15 protein-coding genes and 1 tRNA gene are annotated in these 19,662 nt (G+C 50.3%); 12 read left to right on the top strand and 4 right to left on the bottom strand.

Going from position 1 to position 19,662, the window contains the following annotated elements; translation table 11 throughout:
* Positions 1 to 4: 4 nt before the first annotated feature.
* From IE064_RS17105 to IE064_RS17095, 3 genes are all read left to right on the top strand, one after another.
* Positions 5 to 81: transfer RNA gene (locus tag IE064_RS17105), tRNA-Asp, on the top strand.
* A 419-nt stretch (positions 82 to 500) separates the two neighbouring features.
* Positions 501 to 2,474 (top strand): formate-dependent uric acid utilization protein AegA, encoded by a 1,974-nt coding sequence (aegA, locus tag IE064_RS17100; protein WP_189618906.1) that lies wholly within the window; start codon positions 501 to 503, stop codon positions 2,472 to 2,474.
* Between the two features lie 145 nt (positions 2,475 to 2,619).
* Positions 2,620 to 3,894, top strand: a complete 1,275-nt coding sequence (locus IE064_RS17095; protein ID WP_189618905.1) for a CinA family nicotinamide mononucleotide deamidase-related protein — start codon at positions 2,620 to 2,622, stop codon at positions 3,892 to 3,894.
* A 41-nt stretch (positions 3,895 to 3,935) separates the two neighbouring features.
* Here IE064_RS17095 and IE064_RS17090 read toward each other — a convergent pair whose 3' ends face one another.
* The 3 genes from IE064_RS17090 to argE form a co-directional block, all read right to left on the bottom strand.
* Entirely contained in the window at positions 3,936 to 4,469 is a 534-nt protein-coding gene (locus IE064_RS17090; RefSeq protein WP_189618904.1) for a YceB family lipoprotein, read from the bottom strand.
* Entirely contained in the window at positions 4,469 to 7,114 is a 2,646-nt protein-coding gene (gene ppc / locus IE064_RS17085; protein ID WP_189618903.1) for a phosphoenolpyruvate carboxylase, read from the bottom strand. Before ppc ends, IE064_RS17090 begins: the two co-directional genes overlap by 1 nt.
* 105 nt (positions 7,115 to 7,219) lie before the next feature.
* Positions 7,220 to 8,371, bottom strand: coding sequence for an acetylornithine deacetylase (gene argE, locus IE064_RS17080; protein ID WP_189618902.1), 1,152 nt, complete (start codon positions 8,369 to 8,371; stop codon positions 7,220 to 7,222).
* A gap of 255 nt (positions 8,372 to 8,626) precedes the next feature.
* On the opposite strand from argE, the gene argC reads away from it, so the two are divergent.
* The 5 genes from argC to argH all read left to right on the top strand — a co-directional run bounded on the left by argC (position 8,627) and on the right by argH (position 14,033).
* Positions 8,627 to 9,607: an N-acetyl-gamma-glutamyl-phosphate reductase gene (gene argC, locus IE064_RS17075; RefSeq protein WP_189618901.1), complete on the top strand. Its 981-nt coding sequence runs from the start codon at positions 8,627 to 8,629 to the stop codon at positions 9,605 to 9,607.
* Between the two features lie 37 nt (positions 9,608 to 9,644).
* A complete protein-coding gene (argB, locus tag IE064_RS17070) occupies positions 9,645 to 10,427 on the top strand; it encodes an acetylglutamate kinase (RefSeq protein ID WP_189618900.1) in 783 nt (260 codons plus the stop codon).
* Between the two features lie 13 nt (positions 10,428 to 10,440).
* Positions 10,441 to 11,346 (top strand): ornithine carbamoyltransferase, encoded by a 906-nt coding sequence (locus tag IE064_RS17065; RefSeq protein WP_189618899.1) that lies wholly within the window; start codon positions 10,441 to 10,443, stop codon positions 11,344 to 11,346.
* A 33-nt stretch (positions 11,347 to 11,379) separates the two neighbouring features.
* Positions 11,380 to 12,606: an argininosuccinate synthase gene (locus IE064_RS17060; RefSeq protein WP_189618898.1), complete on the top strand. Its 1,227-nt coding sequence runs from the start codon at positions 11,380 to 11,382 to the stop codon at positions 12,604 to 12,606.
* A gap of 62 nt (positions 12,607 to 12,668) precedes the next feature.
* Positions 12,669 to 14,033 carry an argininosuccinate lyase gene (argH, locus tag IE064_RS17055; RefSeq protein ID WP_189618897.1) on the top strand — a complete coding sequence of 455 codons (1,365 nt, stop codon included), beginning with the start codon at positions 12,669 to 12,671 and terminating at the stop codon, positions 14,031 to 14,033.
* A gap of 62 nt (positions 14,034 to 14,095) precedes the next feature.
* Here the strand turns inward: argH and IE064_RS17050 are convergent, their stop codons facing one another.
* Entirely contained in the window at positions 14,096 to 16,666 is a 2,571-nt protein-coding gene (locus tag IE064_RS17050) for a penicillin-binding protein 1A (RefSeq protein WP_189618896.1), read from the bottom strand.
* 183 nt (positions 16,667 to 16,849) lie between these two features.
* Here IE064_RS17050 and IE064_RS17045 point away from each other — a divergent pair, with 183 nt between their 5' ends.
* The 4 genes from IE064_RS17045 to IE064_RS17030 are packed head-to-tail and all read left to right on the top strand — an operon-like array spanning position 16,850 to position 19,645.
* Positions 16,850 to 17,929, top strand: coding sequence for a pilus assembly protein PilM (locus tag IE064_RS17045; protein ID WP_189618895.1), 1,080 nt, complete (start codon positions 16,850 to 16,852; stop codon positions 17,927 to 17,929).
* Positions 17,917 to 18,510 (top strand): PilN domain-containing protein, encoded by a 594-nt coding sequence (locus tag IE064_RS17040; protein ID WP_189618894.1) that lies wholly within the window; start codon positions 17,917 to 17,919, stop codon positions 18,508 to 18,510. The genes IE064_RS17045 and IE064_RS17040 overlap by 13 nt, the downstream gene beginning before the upstream one ends.
* Positions 18,507 to 19,133: a type IV pilus inner membrane component PilO gene (locus tag IE064_RS17035; RefSeq protein ID WP_189618893.1), complete on the top strand. Its 627-nt coding sequence runs from the start codon at positions 18,507 to 18,509 to the stop codon at positions 19,131 to 19,133. The genes IE064_RS17040 and IE064_RS17035 overlap by 4 nt, the downstream gene beginning before the upstream one ends.
* The gene (locus IE064_RS17030; protein WP_133040318.1) at positions 19,130 to 19,645 is read left to right on the top strand and encodes a pilus assembly protein PilP; all 516 of its coding nucleotides are present in this window, start codon (positions 19,130 to 19,132) and stop codon (positions 19,643 to 19,645) included. Before IE064_RS17035 ends, IE064_RS17030 begins: the two co-directional genes overlap by 4 nt.
* Positions 19,646 to 19,662: the final 17 nt, after the last annotated feature.

The following is a 19,662-nucleotide window of genomic DNA, read 5'->3' as shown; positions in this document are numbered from 1 at the left end:
CAGTGGGGTGGTAGTTCAGTTGGTTAGAATACCGGCCTGTCACGCCGGGGGTCGCGGGTTCGAGTCCCGTCCATCCCGCCACTAATAGCAAGGCCTCGTCAACAGACGAGGCTTTTTGCTTTTTATCTCTGAAATTCCTTTTCGTTATCAATAACTCTATAACTGCTTAGGTGCCATGTTTCGTTTTCTAATACTGCGGAAAACTGCGATATTCGCCATTTGTTTTCTGTAGAACTTCGCAGCAAGATTATCAGTTTAAATTGCTATCTCTTCCCTCGTTATAACTCCGATCCGATTGCGTTTATGTCATCGGATGAGTGCTTTTCTGTGCTTTTATCGCGCCCCCAACCGCCAGGTTCCTGTCCGGCATCAAGTTTTCAATCCAGTTTAGCAGGTTAGAATATTCAAATGTGCAACAGCTTGTTGCGCTGTTTCAGGTGAATACTGTTGGGGAACGGATATTTGCCTGAGGTGCTTAGCAGTTCTATTGGGGAGTTCTAATGAATCAGTTTGTTATCGCCAACGGCAATGATTGTATTGGTTGCCGGGCCTGTGAGATTGCCTGTGTCTTGTCGCATAACGGCGGGCGTTATCCCGATAGTGCTGAAGCATTCCACCCTCGAATTAAAGTTGTCAGAGGGGCGTCGCGGATCTCAGCCGCTGTCTGTCGGCATTGTGAGGATGCGCCTTGTGCTAATGCGTGCCCAGTGCGAGCGCTGTCGCGTCAGGATGGTAGTATCCAACTGCAGCAAGATAAATGTATTGGCTGTAAAAGCTGTGTGCTGGCCTGTCCGTTTGGTGCCATCAATATGGTTTATGAAGAAACTAATGGCACTGAAGTTAAAGCTTATGCTCACAAGTGTGACTTATGCCATGACAGTGAACAGGGACCTGCTTGCGTACAAGCATGCCCGACCAAAGCGTTGCGATTGCTGGACGATCAAGCGTTAGTTGCTTTACGGCGGCAGAAGCAATTACGCAGTGCAGGCGTAGCATATGATTTGGGTTCTCCTCATATTCATCGGTTGACACCAATTCTAGCCTCGTTACCTCAACGGCCGCGTCAGGAAGCACTGAAAACGCCTTTGGCCTTACGTAAAACTACCTTTGTTGAAACCTATCAGCCTTTTTCGACCAAGCAGGTGGAGGATCAAGCCGACCGTTGTCTGAGTTGCAGTGATCGCTCTGTGTGTGAATGGACTTGTCCCCTACACAACAATATTCCTAGGTTATTGGAGTTGGCAAAACAAGGCCGCATAAATGAAGCAGTAGAGCTGTCCCATAAAACCAGTTCATTGCCGGAAGTCTGTGGCCGGGTATGCCCGCAAGATCGTTTGTGTGAAGGTTCGTGCACGCTGAAAGATAAATATGGTGCGGTCACCATAGGAAATGTGGAACGTTATATCACTGATACCGCGCTAGCTAACGGTTGGAAACCTAACCTGCAACATGTGAAGGCTACTGGCAAACGGGTTGCGGTCATCGGTGCCGGACCTGCAGGCCTTGGATGTGCAGATATTCTAAGCCGCAACGGTATAAAGGCCGTGGTGTTTGATCGCCATCCCGAGATTGGCGGCATGCTGACATTTGGTATTCCGGCTTTCAAGCTGGACAAGCAGGTATTAATTAATCGCCACCAGCTGTTTGCTGACATGGGGATCGAGTTCCGTCTGGAGACCGAAGTCGGTCGTGATATTTCATTGCAACAACTGCTAGATGAGTTTGATGCAGTGTTTGTGGGAACTGGCACTTACCAGTCGATGCAAGCGGGGTTGGAGCATGAAGATGCCCCGGGCGTCTATGAGGCGTTACCTTTTTTGATTGCCAATACCAAGCACGAGATGGGTTTACCTGCGTTGGTTGATGAACCCTATATTAATCTTGCTGGGAAAAGGGTGGTGGTATTAGGCGGTGGGGACACTGCGATGGATTGTCTGCGCACATCTTTGCGGCAGGGGGCTGCTGTTGTGACGTGTGCCTATCGTCGCGATGAGGCTAACATGCCCGGCTCCAAGAAAGAGGTAAAGAATGCCCGCGAAGAAGGGGCTGAGTTTCTCTTTAATGTGCAACCACAGTTTATCCAACTAGATGCGCAAGGGCATTTTGCGGGTATTGGCCTTATCCGTACCGAATTAGGCGAGCCTGACAGTAGCGGTCGGCGGCGACCACAGGTGGTTGCAGGCTCAGAATTTGTGCTGGAAGCTGATGCGCTGATTATTGCTTTTGGTTTCAGTGCCCACTCAATGCCTTGGTTGGAAGCCGCTAAAGTGAAATGTAATCGATGGGGGCTGATAGAAGCACCCCGTAATAGTCGCTTCCCTTGCCAAACCAGTCATCCCCAAATATTCGCTGGCGGCGATATTGTCCGTGGCGCTGATCTGGTGGTGACCGCCATGTCAGACGGTCGCAAAGCGGCGCTGGGGATTATTGCCTCGCTGGGATTAGAACTGCAGTCAGCTCCACCAATTCAATAGTGTTTAGCCTCAAACAGCCCGTAGCCACGGGCTGTTTAATTTTATTGTCAGCTATCAGCTCTTATCCGTCCTTTTCGTACCCTTATCTGTTGATTTAGCGTAATCTTGTGTACGTTGAAGGAGCTGAATAGGAACAGGTGCGTTAATGAAATTGGAGATGATTTGTACCGGTGAAGAGGTGCTCTCTGGACAGATAGTGGACACCAATGCCGCCTGGTTTGCCAATCTGATGATGGAGCACGGTATAGAAGTGCAACGCCGGGTGACGGTAGGCGACCGTATGGATGATTTGATTGCCGTTTTCCGTGAGCGCAGCATGCAAGCCGATGTGATTCTAGTAAATGGTGGCTTAGGGCCGACGTCGGATGATCTGTCTGCAGAAGCGATGGCCCGAGCCAAAGAAGAACCTTTGGTAGAAAACCCAATATGGCGTCAGCGCATCACCGACTGGTTTGCGCGCAATAATCGTCCTATGCCTGCTAACAACCTTAAGCAGGCACTATTACCTGCATCGGCCATTATGGTTGATAATCCGGTGGGTACTGCTTGCGGATTCCGCGTTAAACTCAACCGCGCTTGGCTGTTCTTTACGCCGGGGGTGCCCTTTGAATTAAAACATATGGTACAGGAGCAGTTCCTACCGTTTATCCGCGATGAATTTGCTATTCAATCCGATATTGCCGTAGAGAAACTGCTGACGATTGGGCATGGCGAATCGTCACTGGCGGCAAAGCTGGAACCTCTGAGTTTGCCGGGCGGAATTACTCTTGGTTACCGTTCATCGATGCCTCACATCGAGATTAAGATTTTTGCCAGAGGAGCGGCTGCCATTGCACAACTTGCCGCGGTGACGGCAGAGGTTAAGCAAGCCTTGGGAACGGCTGTCGTGGCGGAAAATCGTCAATCACTGGCGGAGGAGATCCATCAGCGCTTATATCAATCTGGATTGAGTCTCAGTGTGGCGGAGTCTTGCACTGGCGGCATGATCACCAGTCAGTTGGTTGCCTTCCCAGGAAGCTCCTCATATTTACATCAGGGGTTGGTCACTTATTCCAACGAAAGCAAAGTGCGGGTTCTTGGTGTTAAGCCGCAGACGCTCGATGACTACGGCGCCGTATCTATCCCGGTGGTGGAAGAGATGGCGCGCGGTGCCCGTGAGTTGCTTGGCAGCGATTTTGCCTTGGCAACCAGTGGTATTGCCGGGCCTGATGGTGGCACTACAGAAAAACCGGTGGGAACCGTTGCCATCGCTCTGGCGACCCGTAATGCAGTATATAGCCAGATGATCCTGCTCGCTGGCCGCTCGCGAGAACTGGTACGCAGTATCAGTTCTGCGGTGGCGTATGACATGTTGCGGCGGGAATTGCTGAATGAAGCGGTCATTGTTGACTACTCCTTCATTCAGCGCTATCCAAAGTGATGCTGCGTGTGAGTAGTCACTATCAAATGGTGATTGGATGACTACTCAAACTGTAACACCAGTTCGCCTCGCTCTACTTTGATGTCTTTGGTTATTTCAGCCAGTTTTGCCTGGGTGCTGTTGTGAGTATTCAATACATAAACTGGCTGGTTTTCCAGCAACGTCCTTGCCATATCCATTAATTGAGGGGTCACTCCGCCGAGTAAGCGTTGTAGCTTTGCCGGTGTTGAGGTCAACTGTACCAGTTGCAGATCTTTGAGAAATACACTATGACTGGTGTGGTCATATACGGGCTTCGCCTCAAATACTGCCTGTAACTCCGCTTTAATGGGGATGATGGGCGTGGCAATTTTCATTTCTGCCGAGGCCGTTACCGCCATGACCCCCGGCTTTGCCCCAAGGGTGACCGAGACGCTGCTAAAACCCAGCGACAGCGCCGACGATCCCTCTTTTACCTGATACGGTTTGGCGAGTTTATCGTTGAGATAGTGCTCGACTTGTTGTTCGCTGATGCTGTACTGACTGGCACACCCACCTAGGTACAGAGTTGCGATTAATAATAGTAAGTATTTCATCAACCTGTGTTCCTCATCCCGGCGGCGACACCCGCAATGGTTAGCATCAAGGCGAGTTCCAGTGTGGTAGATGTCTGCTGCTCTTTACGTGTACGCGCTAACAGTTCTGCCTGCAAGAAATTCAACGGGTCGATATAGGGGTTACGTAGCTTGATGGACTCACGATTCCACGGTGTATGTGCCATCAGCGTATCGCTACCCGTGAGTTCTAGTACCACTTTTATACCCAGTTGCAGCCGGTTTATCAGGTCCTCGCCCAGGTGATGTAGTGTCGGTGGCACCAAGCAGGTTTCATAATAACGCGCCAGATTGGGTTCAGCTTTGGCGTAGACCATTTCCATCATCGAGATCCGGGTACGGAAAAATGGCCAGTGTTGCTCCATCTCCTGCAGCAAGTTCTTTTCACCACGATCGATTGCGGCTTGCAGTGATTCTCCCGCACCGAGCCAGGCAGGTAACATCAAGCGATTTTGTGACCAGGCAAAGATCCACGGGATAGCCCGCAGGCTCTCAATACCACCATCGACACGACGTTTAGCTGGGCGACTGCCAAGGGGGAGCTTGCCGAGTTCCACTTCGGGAGTGGCTGCCCGGAAATAGGCAACAAAGTCTGGGTCTTCACGCACCACTTTACGGTAAGCCGTTACCGAATCGGCGGCAATTCGCTCCATGCATTCACGCCATTGTGGTTTGGGTTCAGGTGGTGGTAGCAAGGTAGCTTCCATAACCGCTGAGGTATAGAGCGCCAGCGATTGCACGGCCTGCTTGGGCAAACCGAATTTAAAGCGGATCATCTCTCCTTGTTCTGTCACCCGAATGCGGCCATCAACGGAGCCTGGCGGTTGCGACAGAATGGCATCATGGGCTGGTGCTCCGCCGCGGCCCACCGTGCCACCTCGACCGTGGAACAGGATCAATTTGACGTCGGCATTACGGCAGACAGCTACTAACTGCTCCTGGGCCCGATATTGTGCCCACGCCGCCGCCATCACCCCGGCATCTTTGGCGGAATCGGAGTAACCGATCATTACTTCTTGTGTACCTTTGGTGTAGTCGCGATACCAGTCGATATTCAGCAGCGCTGTTATACAACTGGCGGCATGGTTCAAATCATCCAAGGTTTCAAATAGCGGTACTACTCGCATGGGATGTGGACAACCGGTTTCCTTTAACAGCAGTAGTACCGCCAGCACGTCAGAAGGTTTGCCCGCCATAGATATGACGTATGAGCCCAACGCTTTCGCCGGTTGTTGGGCGATCAATCGACAAGTTGCCAGCACTTCGGCAACATTGTCCGATGGTTGCCAGTTGACGGGAAGCAGTGGCCGACGGTTAGTGAGTTCCTTCAGCAGAAATGCCTGTTTCTCCGACTCTCCCCAATGGGCATAGTCACCAATGCCTAGGTAACGGGTAAGTTCGCCCAACACTTCGGCATGTCTGGCGGCGTCTTGGCGAATATCCAATCTGAGCATGTGGATGCCAAAGCAGGCAAGGCGTCGCAGCATATCCAACAATAGACCGTTGGCTATCAGCCGCATTCCGCAATCACATAAGCTGCGATACAGCAGCATCAGTGGTGCTTGTAAATCTTCTTCTTGCCAGATAATGCTGTGGTAGTCCACTTCTGGTTGGTGGCCTTCAATGCGGGCATTAAGAAAGTCGATGGTGTTGCGCAGTTTCTGCCGCAGATCCCGCAGTACATCACGATAAGGCTCACGGCTGTTGTGGGTATATGCCATCAGTTCAGCATTGGCATCTTCCATTGACAGCTCAGCCACTAACTCAACAATATCTTTCAGATGCAGCCTTGCGGCCGCATGGCGATTGCGGTCTAGGACTTCCTGTGTCACTGTGGCGGTAACAAACGGGTTGCCATCGCGATCGCCCCCCATCCAGCTGGAAAATCGCACTGGCGCGATATCAATGGGAAGCTGTTTCCCGGTGCGTTCTTCTATCTGATCATTGAGTTGTCGCAGAAAATCAGGCACCGCTTGCCACAGCGAAGCTTCTATCGTTGCCAGCCCCCAGCGGGCTTCATCAACCGGCGTTGGCCGGATACTGCGGATTTCGTTGGTATGCCAGATTTGTGATACCAGTTGTCGCAGTCGCAACGTTAGCTGTTTCATCTCTCGTTGGCCGAGTTTGTCGTTCTCCAGGGCTGCCAGACAATCAACGACTGCCGCATATTTCTGGATCAGTGTGCGCCGTGAGATCTCGGTGGGATGTGCCGTTAGCACCAGATCGATATCCATGGTTTTCAGGCAGTTGAGCATCTGCTGCTGATCAATAGGTCCATTGAGCATACGCCCGAGTAACAAATCAACCGGATCAGGCACACATACCAATTCATCACAATTGCGGCTGATGGTGTGAAACTGCTCGGCGATGTTGGCCAGATTGAGAAACTGGTTAAAGGCTTTGGCAACCGGAACCAACTCATCGTCAGGCAATGCGTTCAGCAGTGCTAGCATCTGTGTCCGGGCGGCGCTGTCACCATTCCGAGAGCGCTTGGCCAATTGCCGGATTTGTTCAACCTTCTCTAAAAAAGGCTCGCCTAGATGATCACGCATGGTATCGCCAAGGATTTGCCCCAGCTTACTGACATTGGCCCGTAGCGCGGCATACATATCTGTCGTTTGTTCCATTGTGACTCCCATTCCCCAAAATGTGTGACGATACCAAAACCACTGCCTGTCACCCTACCCAGCGAGGGGCTTGGTCAATGCAGTGATACCATGGTTAGGTGTATCTTATTCGATACAGGCGTGATAAATCAGCTGTTTTAACAGGGATATCGTCGGTTTGACCTGCGCCAGATCCAAAAATTCATCGGGTTGGTGGGCTTGGTCGATACTGCCTGGGCCAAGGACTAGCGTATGACAGCCGAGACTGCGAATATAGGGTGCCTCAGTGGCATAATTTACTACTTCCGGTGCGTTACCCGATAGTTTGGCTACCAACTGACTCCAAGCAGAATCTGCGGTATCAGCGAAAGGCTCGGCACCTGGATATAAAGTGCTGATACTGACAGCTCCCGGATATTTTTCGCTAATAGGCAGCAGATACTGCTGTGTCATCAGTTGTAAATCCGCAATAGCAATGCCGGGCAAAGGACGAATATCCAGATGTAGATCGCAGCAACCGCAGATCCGGTTAGCGGCATCACCGCCGTGGATGTGACCAAAATTCATGGTCGGGTAGGGTACGCTAAAAGCGTTTTCTCGATAATTGTCGGCCAGATGTTGTTTTAATTTCAGTAACTGTCCGATTACCTGATACATGATGTCGATGGCATTCAGCCCTTTCGATGGATCGGAAGAGTGGCCGCTGCGGCCGGTGATTCGAATGCCTTGTGCCAGATGGCCTTTATGCATATAGACCGGGCGCAGGCTGGTTGGCTCACCGATGATGGCATACTCGGGACGAATGGCCGCATTGGCTGCAAAGGTTTTCGCGCCACTCATGGTGGTTTCTTCATCGGCACTGGCGAGAATGTACAGCGGCCGTTTAAATTGCTGTAACGGCATGTCTTTCAGCGCTTCCAAAATCAGCGCGAAAAACCCTTTCATGTCGCAGGTGCCGAGCCCGTACCAGCGGCCCTCTTTTTCTGTCAGCGTAAATGGATCCTGGTGCCAGCGACCCTCATCGAACGGAACCGTATCAGTATGCCCCGCCAGTAACAGACCACCGCTGCCAGATCCCAGCGACGCCAGCAAATTATATTTGTTACGACTATTGGCCACAGCCTGTTGCTGACACTGAAACCCCAATTCAGTAAACCAATTACTGAGCAGATCCAGTACCCCTTTGTTGCTCTGATCCTGTGCAGCCTCAATAGCGCTGATTGATGGTGATGCGATAAGCGCGCTGAAGCTGCGCTTGAGTTCCGGTAGTTTGGTCATAATTCCGCCAAAATAGTAAATATAAATATTCACATATATTGCATAAATAAACTTATATGGTAGTCTAACAAACAGCTAAGACTGGTGTCACCAGACAAAAGCCGACACCCGCTTAAAATACCCTGTTTTTGTTCTATATTGAGCTTAATACAGATAAAAGCTGCATATAATCCCTGCAGCGTTAAACTTGTCATCAGGCATTCTGCCCGGGCATGACTTTAGCCCTTCCTTTTGACTAGATATAGATTTGAGATCATGAAAAATATTGCCATTATCGGTGCCAGTGGCTACACCGGAGCCCAGATAACCGCGTTGATTGAAAATGACCCAGGGCTCAGTGTGCAGGGATTGTATGTCTCCGAAAACAGTCTCGACAAAGGCAAAGCGCTGGCCGACCTTTATCCTGTATACCAGCAAATCCCCTATGTATTGCAACCGCTAACGGCTGCCGCCAAGGCTCAGATCGTCGCTGAATCCGATGCGGTGGTGTTGGCGACGGAACATGCCGTGAGTCTGGAACTTGCTGCTTGGTTTTATGCGCAAGGGCTGAGTGTGTTTGATCTCAGTGGCGCCTATCGTTTTGCAGACGCTGCCCAGTATCCAAAGTGGTACGGTTTTGAACATACACAACCCGAAGTATTAGCGCAGGCCATCTATGGTCTAGCAGAGTGGAATGCGGACAAGATTGCCGCGACACGGATGATTGCGGTGCCGGGCTGCTACCCAACGGCATCTTTGCTAGCGCTCAAACCCGTGAAATCACTGCTTACTAGCACTTGGCCGGTGATCAATGCGGTCAGTGGTGTTACCGGTGCTGGCCGCAAGGCGCAGTTACATACCAGTTTTTGCGAAGTCAGCCTGACCCCTTATGGTGTGCTCGGACATCGTCATCAACCAGAAATCGCCACACATTTGGGACAGCAAGTAATTTTTACGCCGCATTTGGGTAATTTTAAGCGAGGTATTCTGGCAACTATTACCGCGCAACTGCAGCCAGGGACCACCACTGAACAAGTGGCGCAAGCTTATAATGTCTACGATGATTCACCTCTGGTAAAGGTAACGCACAATCGTTTCCCGAAAGTGGATGATGTGGTACTGACGCCTAACTGCCATATTGGCTGGAAGTTTGATGAGGCAAGTGGCTATCTGGTGGTCGCTAGCGCTATCGACAATTTGATGAAAGGTGCTGCCAGCCAAGCGCTGCAGTGCATAAAGATTCATTTTAATCTGTGAATTAACCGGCCCTTGAGGCGTTTTGAGAGTTTTCTTTATGAGCACAAATGACAGTGTGTTGGTTCTGAAAGTCGGTGGCGCGTTGATGCAGTGCGAAATGGGCATGGCACGGCTGATGGAAACGGCAGCCAAGATGTTGTCCCAGGGACAGAAGGTGGTATTGGTCCATGGTGGCGGCTATCTGGTAGATGAACAGTTGCAGGTTAATGGTATGGAAACCGTGAAGCTGGACGGCTTGCGGGTAACACCAGCCGAGCAGATGCCAATCGTGGTCGGGGCGTTAGCTGGCACTTCCAACAAAATCTTGCAGGCCGCCGCAGTAAAAGCTGGCGTGGTGGCGGTAGGAATGAGCCTAGCAGACGGCAACCTGGTAGATGCTCGTATCAAAGATGAACGCCTGGGGTTGGTGGGTGAAGTCTCTCCTAAAGACGGCGCTTATATCAACTTTGTGCTGGCACAAGGCTGGATGCCGATCGTCAGTTCCATTGCGGTGTCGGCAAGCGGCGATTTGCTGAATGTGAATGCCGATGAAGCCGCTACTGTGTTGGCAAAACTGGTGGGCGGTAAGTTGGTATTGCTGTCTGATGTGTCTGGGGTTTTGGATGGCAAAGGTCAATTAATTCCACAGTTGAACCGGGAGCAGATCCAGCAGCTGGTGAGACAGGGCGTTATTGAAAAAGGCATGAAAGTTAAAGTAGAAGCTGCGCTAGATGTGGCGGAGCAGATGGGGCAGCCAGTACAGGTTGCCTCATGGCGGGATGCAGCCCAGTTGGCTGCCCTTGCCCGAGGAGAGAACATCGGAACTCAAATTCAACCGTAAGTAAGGATTAGTTATGAAGCACCTGTTGTCCCTTAAAGACCTGAGCCAATCGCAACTGTTGGCATTGCTGGAGCTGGCGCTAAAAATAAAAGCCAATCCAGCCGAATATCGTCACGCACTCGATGGGAAGAATGTGGTGATGCTGTTCGAAAAGCCCTCACTGCGTACCCGAGTAAGTTTTGATATCGGTATCAATAAGCTCGGTGGTCACTGTGTCTACATGGATCAGCAAAATGGTGCTTTAGGTAAACGGGAGTCGGTGCGCGATTTTGCTGGCAATATCTCTCAATGGGCCGATGCCATTGTGGCGCGTACCTTCAGTCATGTGACGGTGGAAGAATTGGCAGAATACGCCACTGTGCCGGTAGTTAATGCGTTATCGGATCTGTATCACCCCTGTCAGGTGCTGGCCGATTTGCTGACGCTCAAGGAAGTATTAGGAAGTCTGCAAGGTCTGCAACTGGCCTATATCGGTGACGGTAATAATGTGACCAACTCCTTGATGCTGGGTGCCGCGATTGTTGGGGCGCAGATGACGGTGATCTGTCCTGAAGGACATTTCCCTGATGGTTTCGCTGTGACTCAGGCGCAGCAATTGGCGGCTGTTCATGGCGGTAGTTTATTGCTGACGCCAGATGTGAGTGCGCTCGAAGGTGTCGATGCGGTCTACACTGATACGTGGATCTCTATGGGCGATAGCACCAAATTGTCAGATATTGCGGCTAAATTTGCCCAATATCAGGTCTCAAAAGAATTGATGGAAAAATATAAGGTCAAGTATTTCATGCATTGCTTGCCCGCTCATCGCGGGGTGGAAGTGACGGATGAGGTCATGGACGGTGAAGGTTCGTTGATCCTGCAGCAGGCGCAAAACCGGATGCACGCCCAAAATGCGGTACTTGTCACTCTGTTAAATTGATGGCCAACGGCCTTTTAATCCAGGAAATATAAGATGTCTATTGCACAGAAAAACACTCAAGTGAAAAAAGTGGTGCTGGCTTACTCCGGTGGTTTGGACACCTCGGCCATCATCCCATGGTTGAAAGAAAACTATAACAACTGCGAAATTGTGGCCTTTTGCGCCGATATCGGTCAAGACCCTGCGGAACTGGTAGGGTTGACTGAAAAAGCCCTAGCCTCAGGCGCTTCAGAATGTCATATTGTTGATTTAAAAGAAGAGTTTGTTAAAGACTACATCTACCCAACGATTGCCACCGGTGCCATCTACGAAGGTACTTACCTGTTGGGTACCTCAATGGCTCGCCCTATCATTGCTAAAGCACAGGTTGAAGTTGCCCGTAAAGTGGGTGCCGATGCACTGGCTCATGGGTGTACTGGTAAAGGTAACGACCAAGTACGTTTTGAAGGTTGTTTCGCCGCCTTAGCCCCTGATCTGAAAGTGATTGCGCCGTGGCGTGAATGGACTATGCAGAGTCGGGAAGATCTGCTGGCCTATCTGGCGGAACGCCATATCAAAACTTCAGCATCAGCAACCAAGATCTATAGCCGTGACGCTAACGCTTGGCACATCTCTACCGAAGGTGGTGAGCTGGAAAGCCCATGGAACGAGCCTAGCAAAGCAGTGTGGACTTGGACCGTTGATCCAGAAGATGCACCAGATGCGCCTGAATATGTCACCGTTGAGGTGCAAGATTGCCGTGTGACTGCCGTTAACGGTGAACAACTGGCACCTTATGCTGCCTTGGTGAAGCTCAACGAAATCGCCGCCGCTCATGGTGTTGGCCGAGTCGATATTACCGAAAACCGCTTGGTGGGCATGAAATCCCGTGGCTGTTATGAAACGCCCGGTGGCACCGTGATGATGGCGGCGCTGCGTGCTGTGGAAGAGCTGGTACTGGACAAGACCAGTCGCGCCTGGCGTGAACAAGTTGCAGCGCAGATGGCGCATCTGGTGTACGACGGTCGCTGGTTTACCCCACTGTGTGGTTCGTTGTTAGCTGCATCCGAAGCGTTGGCGAAAGATGTCAACGGCGAAGTGGTGATCAAGCTCTATAAAGGTCAGGCGACCCCAGTGAAAAAACGTTCGCCTAACAGCCTCTACTCCGAAGCATTTGCCACTTTTGGTGAAGATACTGTATACGACCAGAAACATGCAGAAGGCTTTATCCGCCTGTACTCTCTGGCAAGCCGTATCCGTGCTATCAACAGCAATAAGTAAGCCTGTGATTTATGGGGCGCCCCGGCGCCCCTTTTGTTTATCAGCAACAGAGGAATTTCAACATGGCATTATGGGGCGGCCGTTTCAGTGGCCCGAGCAGCGAACTTTTCCAACTCTTCAACGACTCATTGCCGGTAGATTATCGTCTGGTAGAACAGGACATTCAGGGCTCAGTCGCTTGGGCGGCAGCCATTGCCAAGGCTGGGGTGTTAACTGAGGCGGAACTGGCGTCATTGCAACAAGCACTACAGGAATTGCTCGTTGAAGTAAAAGATCAGCCACAGCAGATCCTGAGTTCCGGTGCTGAAGATATTCACAGTTTCGTGGAACAGAAGCTGATCGAAAAAGTGGGCGATCTCGGCAAAAAACTGCATACCGGACGCTCTCGTAACGATCAGGTTGCCACCGATCTCAAACTGTGGTGCAAAGAAGAAGGTGAGCATTTGCTTACCTTACTGAACCAGTTAAAACAGGCGATGTTGGCACTGGCTGAGCGGGAGCTGGATGCAGTGATGCCGGGATATACCCACCTGCAACGGGCACAGCCGATCACGATGGGACATTGGGCTTTGGCTTATGTGGAGATGTTTGAGCGCGACCTCAGCCGCTTGCAAGATACCATGACTCGCCTTAACACTTGCCCATTAGGCAGTGGTGCACTGGCAGGCACAGCTTATCCGATTGACCGTAAAGCCTTGGCGCTAAGCTTGGGGTTTGCGGCACCGACACTGAACAGTCTCGACAGCGTCTCTGATCGTGATCATGTGGTGGAGCTGTGCAGTGATGCTGCTATCAGCATGATGCACCTTAGCCGGATGGCGGAAGATATGATTTTCTTCAACTCTGGCGAAGCTAATTTTATTGAATTGGCCGATAACGTCACCTCGGGTTCGTCCTTGATGCCGCAGAAAAAGAACCCGGATGCACTGGAGTTGATCCGCGGTAAAACCGGCCGGGTGTATGGTTCTTTGACCGGTATTCTGACCACCATGAAAGCGTTGCCGCTGGCGTACAACAAGGACATGCAGGAAGACAAAGAAGGCTTGTTTGATGTGATGGACAGCTGGAGTCTGTGTCTGAAAATGGCAGCTTTGGTGCTGGAAGGCGTAAAGGTGAATCGTAATCGAGCCTTACAGGCGGCACAGCAAGGTTATGCTAATGCCACCGAATTGGCCGATTACTTGGTCTCTAAAGGCATGCCATTCCGTGAAGCACACCATGTGGTAGGTGAAGTGGTACTAAGAGCGATTGCTGAAGCTAAACCAATAGAACAGTTGCCGTTGGCGACTTTACAGTCCTATGCCGCGGTAATAGCCGAGGATGTTTATCCCAATCTCACCATCGAAGCGTGTCTCGATAAACGGAATGTACTTGGTGGCACTGCCGTAGCGCAGATCCAGGCCGCATTGGCTGCCAAGAAATACTGATCAGTGCGTCCCATAAAAAACGCGCCTTTTCGGCGCGTTTTTATGGGCGGTTACTCGAAAAATTAATGAAACAGCTCTTCTGACGATTTGCCTGAGTCCAAGAAGATATTGCCATCTTCCGTGCTGTCATTGGCATATTCTTTAGGCTCAGTTCCTTGAATAAAGTATTCAAAGTCGCTGGTGTAGTCATTCTTCCTTGATAACTTGCCGGTTGCCAGATCAATACGCACTGAGACGATACCTGGCGGCGGGGTTATTGCAATCTCTGGTGTGCCCTCTAATGCATCGTGCATAAACTCATTCCAGGCTGGCCCGGCGGTTTTAGCACCAGATTCTGCGCCTGAGATCTGATCTTTGGCACCGTTTGGATTCCAGGCCACACGCCCTAATTCGCGGCTGTGGTCATCAAATCCAACCCAGGCCGTAGTGACCAGACTAGGATTAAAACCGCTGAACCAAGTATCGCGGGATTCGTTGGTCGTCCCGGTTTTACCAGCAATGTCATGGCGTTTGATGACGCGTGCTGCCCGCCAGGCAGTACCATTCCAACCAGTACCATGATTCCAGTCGCCACCACCCCAAATCACGCTCTTGAGCGCGTCGGTGATCAGAAACGCAATCTGTTTGGATATCACGCGTTTAGCATGGCGCGCCTGAGGATTTTCACAGGTGTAAGGCAAGTTATTACCAATATCGGTAACTGGCATCGGATGGTCAGCTGCTTGTTCTAGCGTGGTGACTGTGGCAGCGGCTGGTGAGGCCGCCAAACTTTCAGCCTCAGTTGTTGATGCTGGGGTATCACAGGCCAACGTCGGTTCGGCGCGTTCTACCGTCTTACCGTAGGCATCTTCTACTCGTTCAATAAAATAAGGCTCCAGCAATAATCCGCCGTTTGCAAAGCTTGAGAAGGCAGTCACCACTTGCAACGGTGTGACAGACGGTGAACCAAGCGCCAGCGACTCGTTACGATTGAGGTCACTTGGATCAAAACCAAACTGACTTAATTTGTCGATAGCTGCATCTAGCCCGATATAACGCAATGTTCTTACTGCCATTACGTTCACGGATTGCGCTAATCCCACGCGCAATCGAGTCGGGCCGCCATAGACATCCGGCGAGTTCTTAGGACGCCAAGCGATGCCCTGGCTCAAGTCTGGTTTGTTAATGGGGGCATTATTGATCAGGGTTGCTAGGGTATAACCTTTCTCCAACGCTGTGGCGTAGAGGAACGGTTTAATATTGGAGCCCAACTGCCGTTTGGCTTGTACCACTCGATTGTATTGGCTCTGGGTAAAGCTAAAGCCGCCAACCAGCGTGCGGATCGCACCATCATGGGGATCCAATGACACCATAGCGCTGGCAACTTGCGGTACTTGCGACAGTTGCCAGCTATCGGCCATTGGTCGAACCCAGATCTGTTCACCGATTTTTACAACGTCGGCAGCTGATTTTGGTGCTGCACCCTGACGGCGATCAGTGATAAAGCTGCGTGCCCAATTCAGCCCTTGCCACGGGATGGTGACTGTATGACCATTGGCCAGCAACACATCTGCCTGTTTATCTTCAACCTTGACCACTGCCGCAGGCTGCAATTCTTGCAGGGGATCGGTTTTTCTCAGTGTGTCCAGAAGTTCGCTCTGTGGCGGTGGTGTATTGGTCCACAATACGGCGACCGGACCACGGTAGCCATGTCGCTCATCGTAAGCATACACATTATTGCGTAGCGCTTTTTGCGCCTTTTGCTGTAAATCAGAGTTAATAGTGGTATAGACGTTATAGCCGCCAGTATAGGCTTCCTCTTCGCCATACTTTTGCACCATATAATCACGCGCCATCTCTGAAATATAAGGTGCATACAGGTCGATCTCTGCGCCATGATATTTCGCCGTGATGGGGGCCGCCGCCGCAGTCTGATATTCGTTCTGGGTGATATAGCCCACATCTAGCATACGTCTAAGCACTACATTACGGCGTGCCATGGCGCGTTCTGGTGAGGTAATGGGGTTCACGGTTGACGGCGCTTTCGGCAAACCGGCAATCACTGCCATTTCTGCCAGCGTCAAATCCTGCACATCTTTACCGTAATATACCTGTGCGGCAGCACCTACACCGTAAGCACGTTGGCCGAGATAGATACGATTGACATAGAGTTCCAGAATTTCATCTTTGGTCAATAGTTGTTCTATGTGAAGTGCAATAAAGATTTCTTTGATTTTTCGAATAAACTTCTTATCGCGGGTCAGGAAGAAGTTTCGCGCTACCTGCATTGTAATGGTACTGGCGCCCTGGCGTTTTTGCCCCGTGGTGATCATCACCAGTGCGGCACGTAGCACCCCAATAGGGTCAACGCCGTTGTGCTCATAAAAACGAGAATCTTCTGTTGCAATAAATGCCTGTAATAACGGTTTAGGCACATCGCTCAGTTGTAATGGAATACGGCGCTTCTCGCCGAATTGCGAAATAAGTTTGCCATCACTGGAATATATCTTCAGTGGTGTCTGCAGTTTTACTGTTTTTAGTGTGGTTACGTCAGGGAGATCTGGCAAAACGTAAAAATAAGCGCCAGCAATCGCAATGATTCCCAGTAGCGCCAAACTAAAAACAGCGATGAGTATACGTTTTAACCACTTCACCGGATTATTCCATAACCTGTTGAGGGTTCAATAGTATATAAGGCGTCGCGGTCGGGGTGAAGTGAATTACAAGTATTAAAAATAAACAGTGCAAAAATGTTAATAGAATATTATATAAAGGTCACAAGTGAACTATGTTTATGCTACGCTTTGGTTCAACAATAACAATAAGGCTCTGGGACAATGCTTGCTAATCTATGGAAGCGTCAAGCCCCTCAAATGGTCGGAATAGACATCGGCTCGCACGAGGTCAAGGCCGTTTTACTGGGGAAGATTGCTGAAGGTTATAAAATACAGGCTTATGCCGTGGTTCCTGTGAAAAAGGGCGCTGTCAGCGACCATGATATCAGGTATGCAGACGCTGTTATTGAATCATTGAGGCAACTCAAGCGCCAGTTACCCAAATCCTGTAAATATGCGGCAGTGGCAGTTTCCGGGTCGGCGGTAATGACTAAAGTGATCTACATGGATGCCGCGCTAACAGAAGCTGAAATGGAAGCCCAGATCGAGATTGAAGCCGATAATCTTATCCCCTATTCCCTTGATGAAGTTTCCATCGATTTCGAAACACTTAATGTTAACAAAGCTGATCCGTCCAAGGTGGAGGTATTGCTCAGTGCTTGTCGTACTGAAAATATCGATTCTCGGGTCGATGTGCTGGATGCGGTAGACCTTGAAGCTAAAGTGGTTGATGTTGAAGGTTACGCGCTGGGCCGCGCTTATGAACTTATCGCTGGCCAGCTACCGGCAGAGATTGCCAAAGGTGTGGTGGTGCTGGTGGATATTGGTGCCAACATGACAACGTTTGCGGTAGTAGAACACGGTGAAACCACCTTTATCCGTGAACAAGCCTTTGGCGGTGAAAGCTTCACCCAGTCAATTCTTTCTTTTTATGGTTTGCCGTATGAACAGGCAGAGAAGGCTAAAGTCGAAGGCGATCTGCCGCGAAACTACATGTTTGAAGTGCTCTCTCCCTTCCAGAATCAACTGCTTCAGCAGATCAAGCGTACCTTGCAGATCTATTGTACTTCTAACGGCAAAGATAAAGTTGATCAACTGGTGCTGTGTGGCGGCACCTCAAAGCTGGTCGGCATGGCCACGCTACTCACTAATGAATTAGGCGTTCCCGCGATTATCGCCGATCCTTTTAAAGGGGCTTTGCGGGCAGATGACAGTGTGCAGAAGCAACTGCAGCCTAATATCGGCAAATATATGATTGCTTGCGGTCTCGCATTAAGGAGCTATGGGCAATGGCGAACATAAACCTGCTGCCTTGGCGTGATGAAGCGAGGGAAAAGCAAAAGCGAGACTATATAGGTATCTTGGTCGCGGTATTTATTGGTGCGGCAGTGTTGGTTTACTTGGCATTGCAGTTTATTGGATTGATGACCGATGATCAGCGTGGACGTAATGCTTACCTGCAAAATGAGATCCAGCAGCTTGATAAGCAAATTGCCGAAATAAATAAGATCAAGCAACGTAAAGCCGATATTGAAAAACGCACTGAGATCATTTTGGATCTGCAGCAATCGCGCAATCTGCCTACGCATATTCTGGATGAACTCGTAAGGGTTATTCCTGCGGGAGTCTACCTGTCCAGCGTGGAGAAGAAAGGCAGCATTATATGGATTGAAGGGCGCAGTGAGTCCAATAACAATGTGGCCAATATGATGCGAAAAATAAAAGCGTCTGAATGGCTGCAGGACCCTACCATGCAGTCGATCGTATCGCAAAAGGATGACATTCGCGAGTTACAGCACTTTAGTCTCAAAATTACCATTAAAGGTGGAGAGCCAGCTCCCGTAGGTCCGACCCAGACGACTAAAGGGGGAACTGCCAAATGAAATTTGATTTAAGTCAGTTCAACGATCTGGACATGGAAAATATCGGCGGCTGGCCAACACAGGTAAAAGCGGTTTTTGCACTGATATTGGCGATTCTGGTGTTTGTTGTCGGTTACTTTTTGGTTGTCTCTGACGCTATCGATGCATACAAGGTGGAGCAGGGCAAAGAGCAGCAGTTACGCGAGGATTTTCGTAGTAAGTACCAGTTGGCTGCTAATCTTGAACTTTATCGGGAGCAGTTGAAACAGATGGAGGCTCAGTTTGCAGAGTTGCTAAAGATGCTGCCTTCGCAAAATGAGATGCCGGGATTATTGGACGATCTGACCTTTGTGGCCACTGACTCAGGACTCCGTATTCGCAGCATTGACTGGGATGCCGAAATTCAGCGCGATTTCTATATTGAGTACCCTATACGCATGTCGGTGACTGGGGATTATCACCAGATGGGACACATGGTCAGTGGTGTTGCCAAGTTGCCCCGTATTGTCAGTTTGCACGATTTTGTGATTAAGCGTGAAGCCGACGGTAATCTGTCAATGGAAGTGCTAGCCAAAACCTATCGCTTTAAAGAGGGTGCTGAAGTGCCGGCAAATAATGCCAAGGCTAAGGGGAAGAGCAAATGAGATGGATATTGCCCCTGATGCTAATGATGTTGCTGGCAGGGTGTATTGGCGATCGTGCTGATTTGCAGCAGTTTGTGGCGAGTGTGAAACAACAACATGTCGCGCGTATTCCGCCTTTAAAAGAACCACCTAAATTTGAACATTTTCAGTATGCGGCCGACTTGCTGCGCAGTCCTTTTGTGCCACCATCACGGGAGCTGACTGCCGAAGCTGTGGATACCACAAAGGACTGTCTGCACCCAGATCTTAAGCGGCGTAAAGAGCGGCTAGAAGCGTATGCCTTAGATAATTTGAAAATGCGCGGCACGCTGAGTGATGGTGGTGTGATCTGGGCCTTAATTGAAACCTCCGATGGTAACGTTTATCGCCTTGGGGTTGGCAACTATTTAGGGCTATTCAGTGGCCACATTACTAAGATCACACCCAGCAGTATCGACATTACAGAATTGATTCCAGACGGTTCCGGTTGTTGGACCGAACGCAGCAGCAGTCTGGATTTGACCGGCGAATAATAAGCAAAGGAAGAGAG

It is taken from the genome of Shewanella fodinae (genome assembly GCF_014651955.1).
GTDB lineage: Bacteria > Pseudomonadota > Gammaproteobacteria > Enterobacterales > Shewanellaceae > Shewanella > Shewanella fodinae.
This window is presented reverse-complemented; position numbering and strand designations above follow the sequence as displayed.

Bases quoted from the DNA above. Each gene is read 5' to 3' on its own strand.
- aegA (WP_189618906.1), top strand. From the start codon at position 501: ATGAATCAGTTTGTTATCGCCAACGGCAATGATTGTATTGGTTGCCGG.
- IE064_RS17095 (WP_189618905.1), top strand. From the start codon at position 2,620: ATGAAATTGGAGATGATTTGTACCGGTGAAGAGGTGCTCTCTGGACAG.
- IE064_RS17090 (WP_189618904.1), bottom strand. From the start codon at position 4,469: ATGAAATACTTACTATTATTAATCGCAACTCTGTACCTAGGTGGGTGT.
- ppc (WP_189618903.1), bottom strand. From the start codon at position 7,114: ATGGAACAAACGACAGATATGTATGCCGCGCTACGGGCCAATGTCAGT.
- argE (WP_189618902.1), bottom strand. From the start codon at position 8,371: ATGACCAAACTACCGGAACTCAAGCGCAGCTTCAGCGCGCTTATCGCA.
- argC (WP_189618901.1), top strand. From the start codon at position 8,627: ATGAAAAATATTGCCATTATCGGTGCCAGTGGCTACACCGGAGCCCAG.
- argB (WP_189618900.1), top strand. From the start codon at position 9,645: ATGAGCACAAATGACAGTGTGTTGGTTCTGAAAGTCGGTGGCGCGTTG.
- IE064_RS17065 (WP_189618899.1), top strand. From the start codon at position 10,441: ATGAAGCACCTGTTGTCCCTTAAAGACCTGAGCCAATCGCAACTGTTG.
- IE064_RS17060 (WP_189618898.1), top strand. From the start codon at position 11,380: ATGTCTATTGCACAGAAAAACACTCAAGTGAAAAAAGTGGTGCTGGCT.
- argH (WP_189618897.1), top strand. From the start codon at position 12,669: ATGGCATTATGGGGCGGCCGTTTCAGTGGCCCGAGCAGCGAACTTTTC.
- IE064_RS17045 (WP_189618895.1), top strand. From the start codon at position 16,850: ATGCTTGCTAATCTATGGAAGCGTCAAGCCCCTCAAATGGTCGGAATA.
- IE064_RS17040 (WP_189618894.1), top strand. From the start codon at position 17,917: ATGGCGAACATAAACCTGCTGCCTTGGCGTGATGAAGCGAGGGAAAAG.
- IE064_RS17035 (WP_189618893.1), top strand. From the start codon at position 18,507: ATGAAATTTGATTTAAGTCAGTTCAACGATCTGGACATGGAAAATATC.
- IE064_RS17030 (WP_133040318.1), top strand. From the start codon at position 19,130: ATGAGATGGATATTGCCCCTGATGCTAATGATGTTGCTGGCAGGGTGT.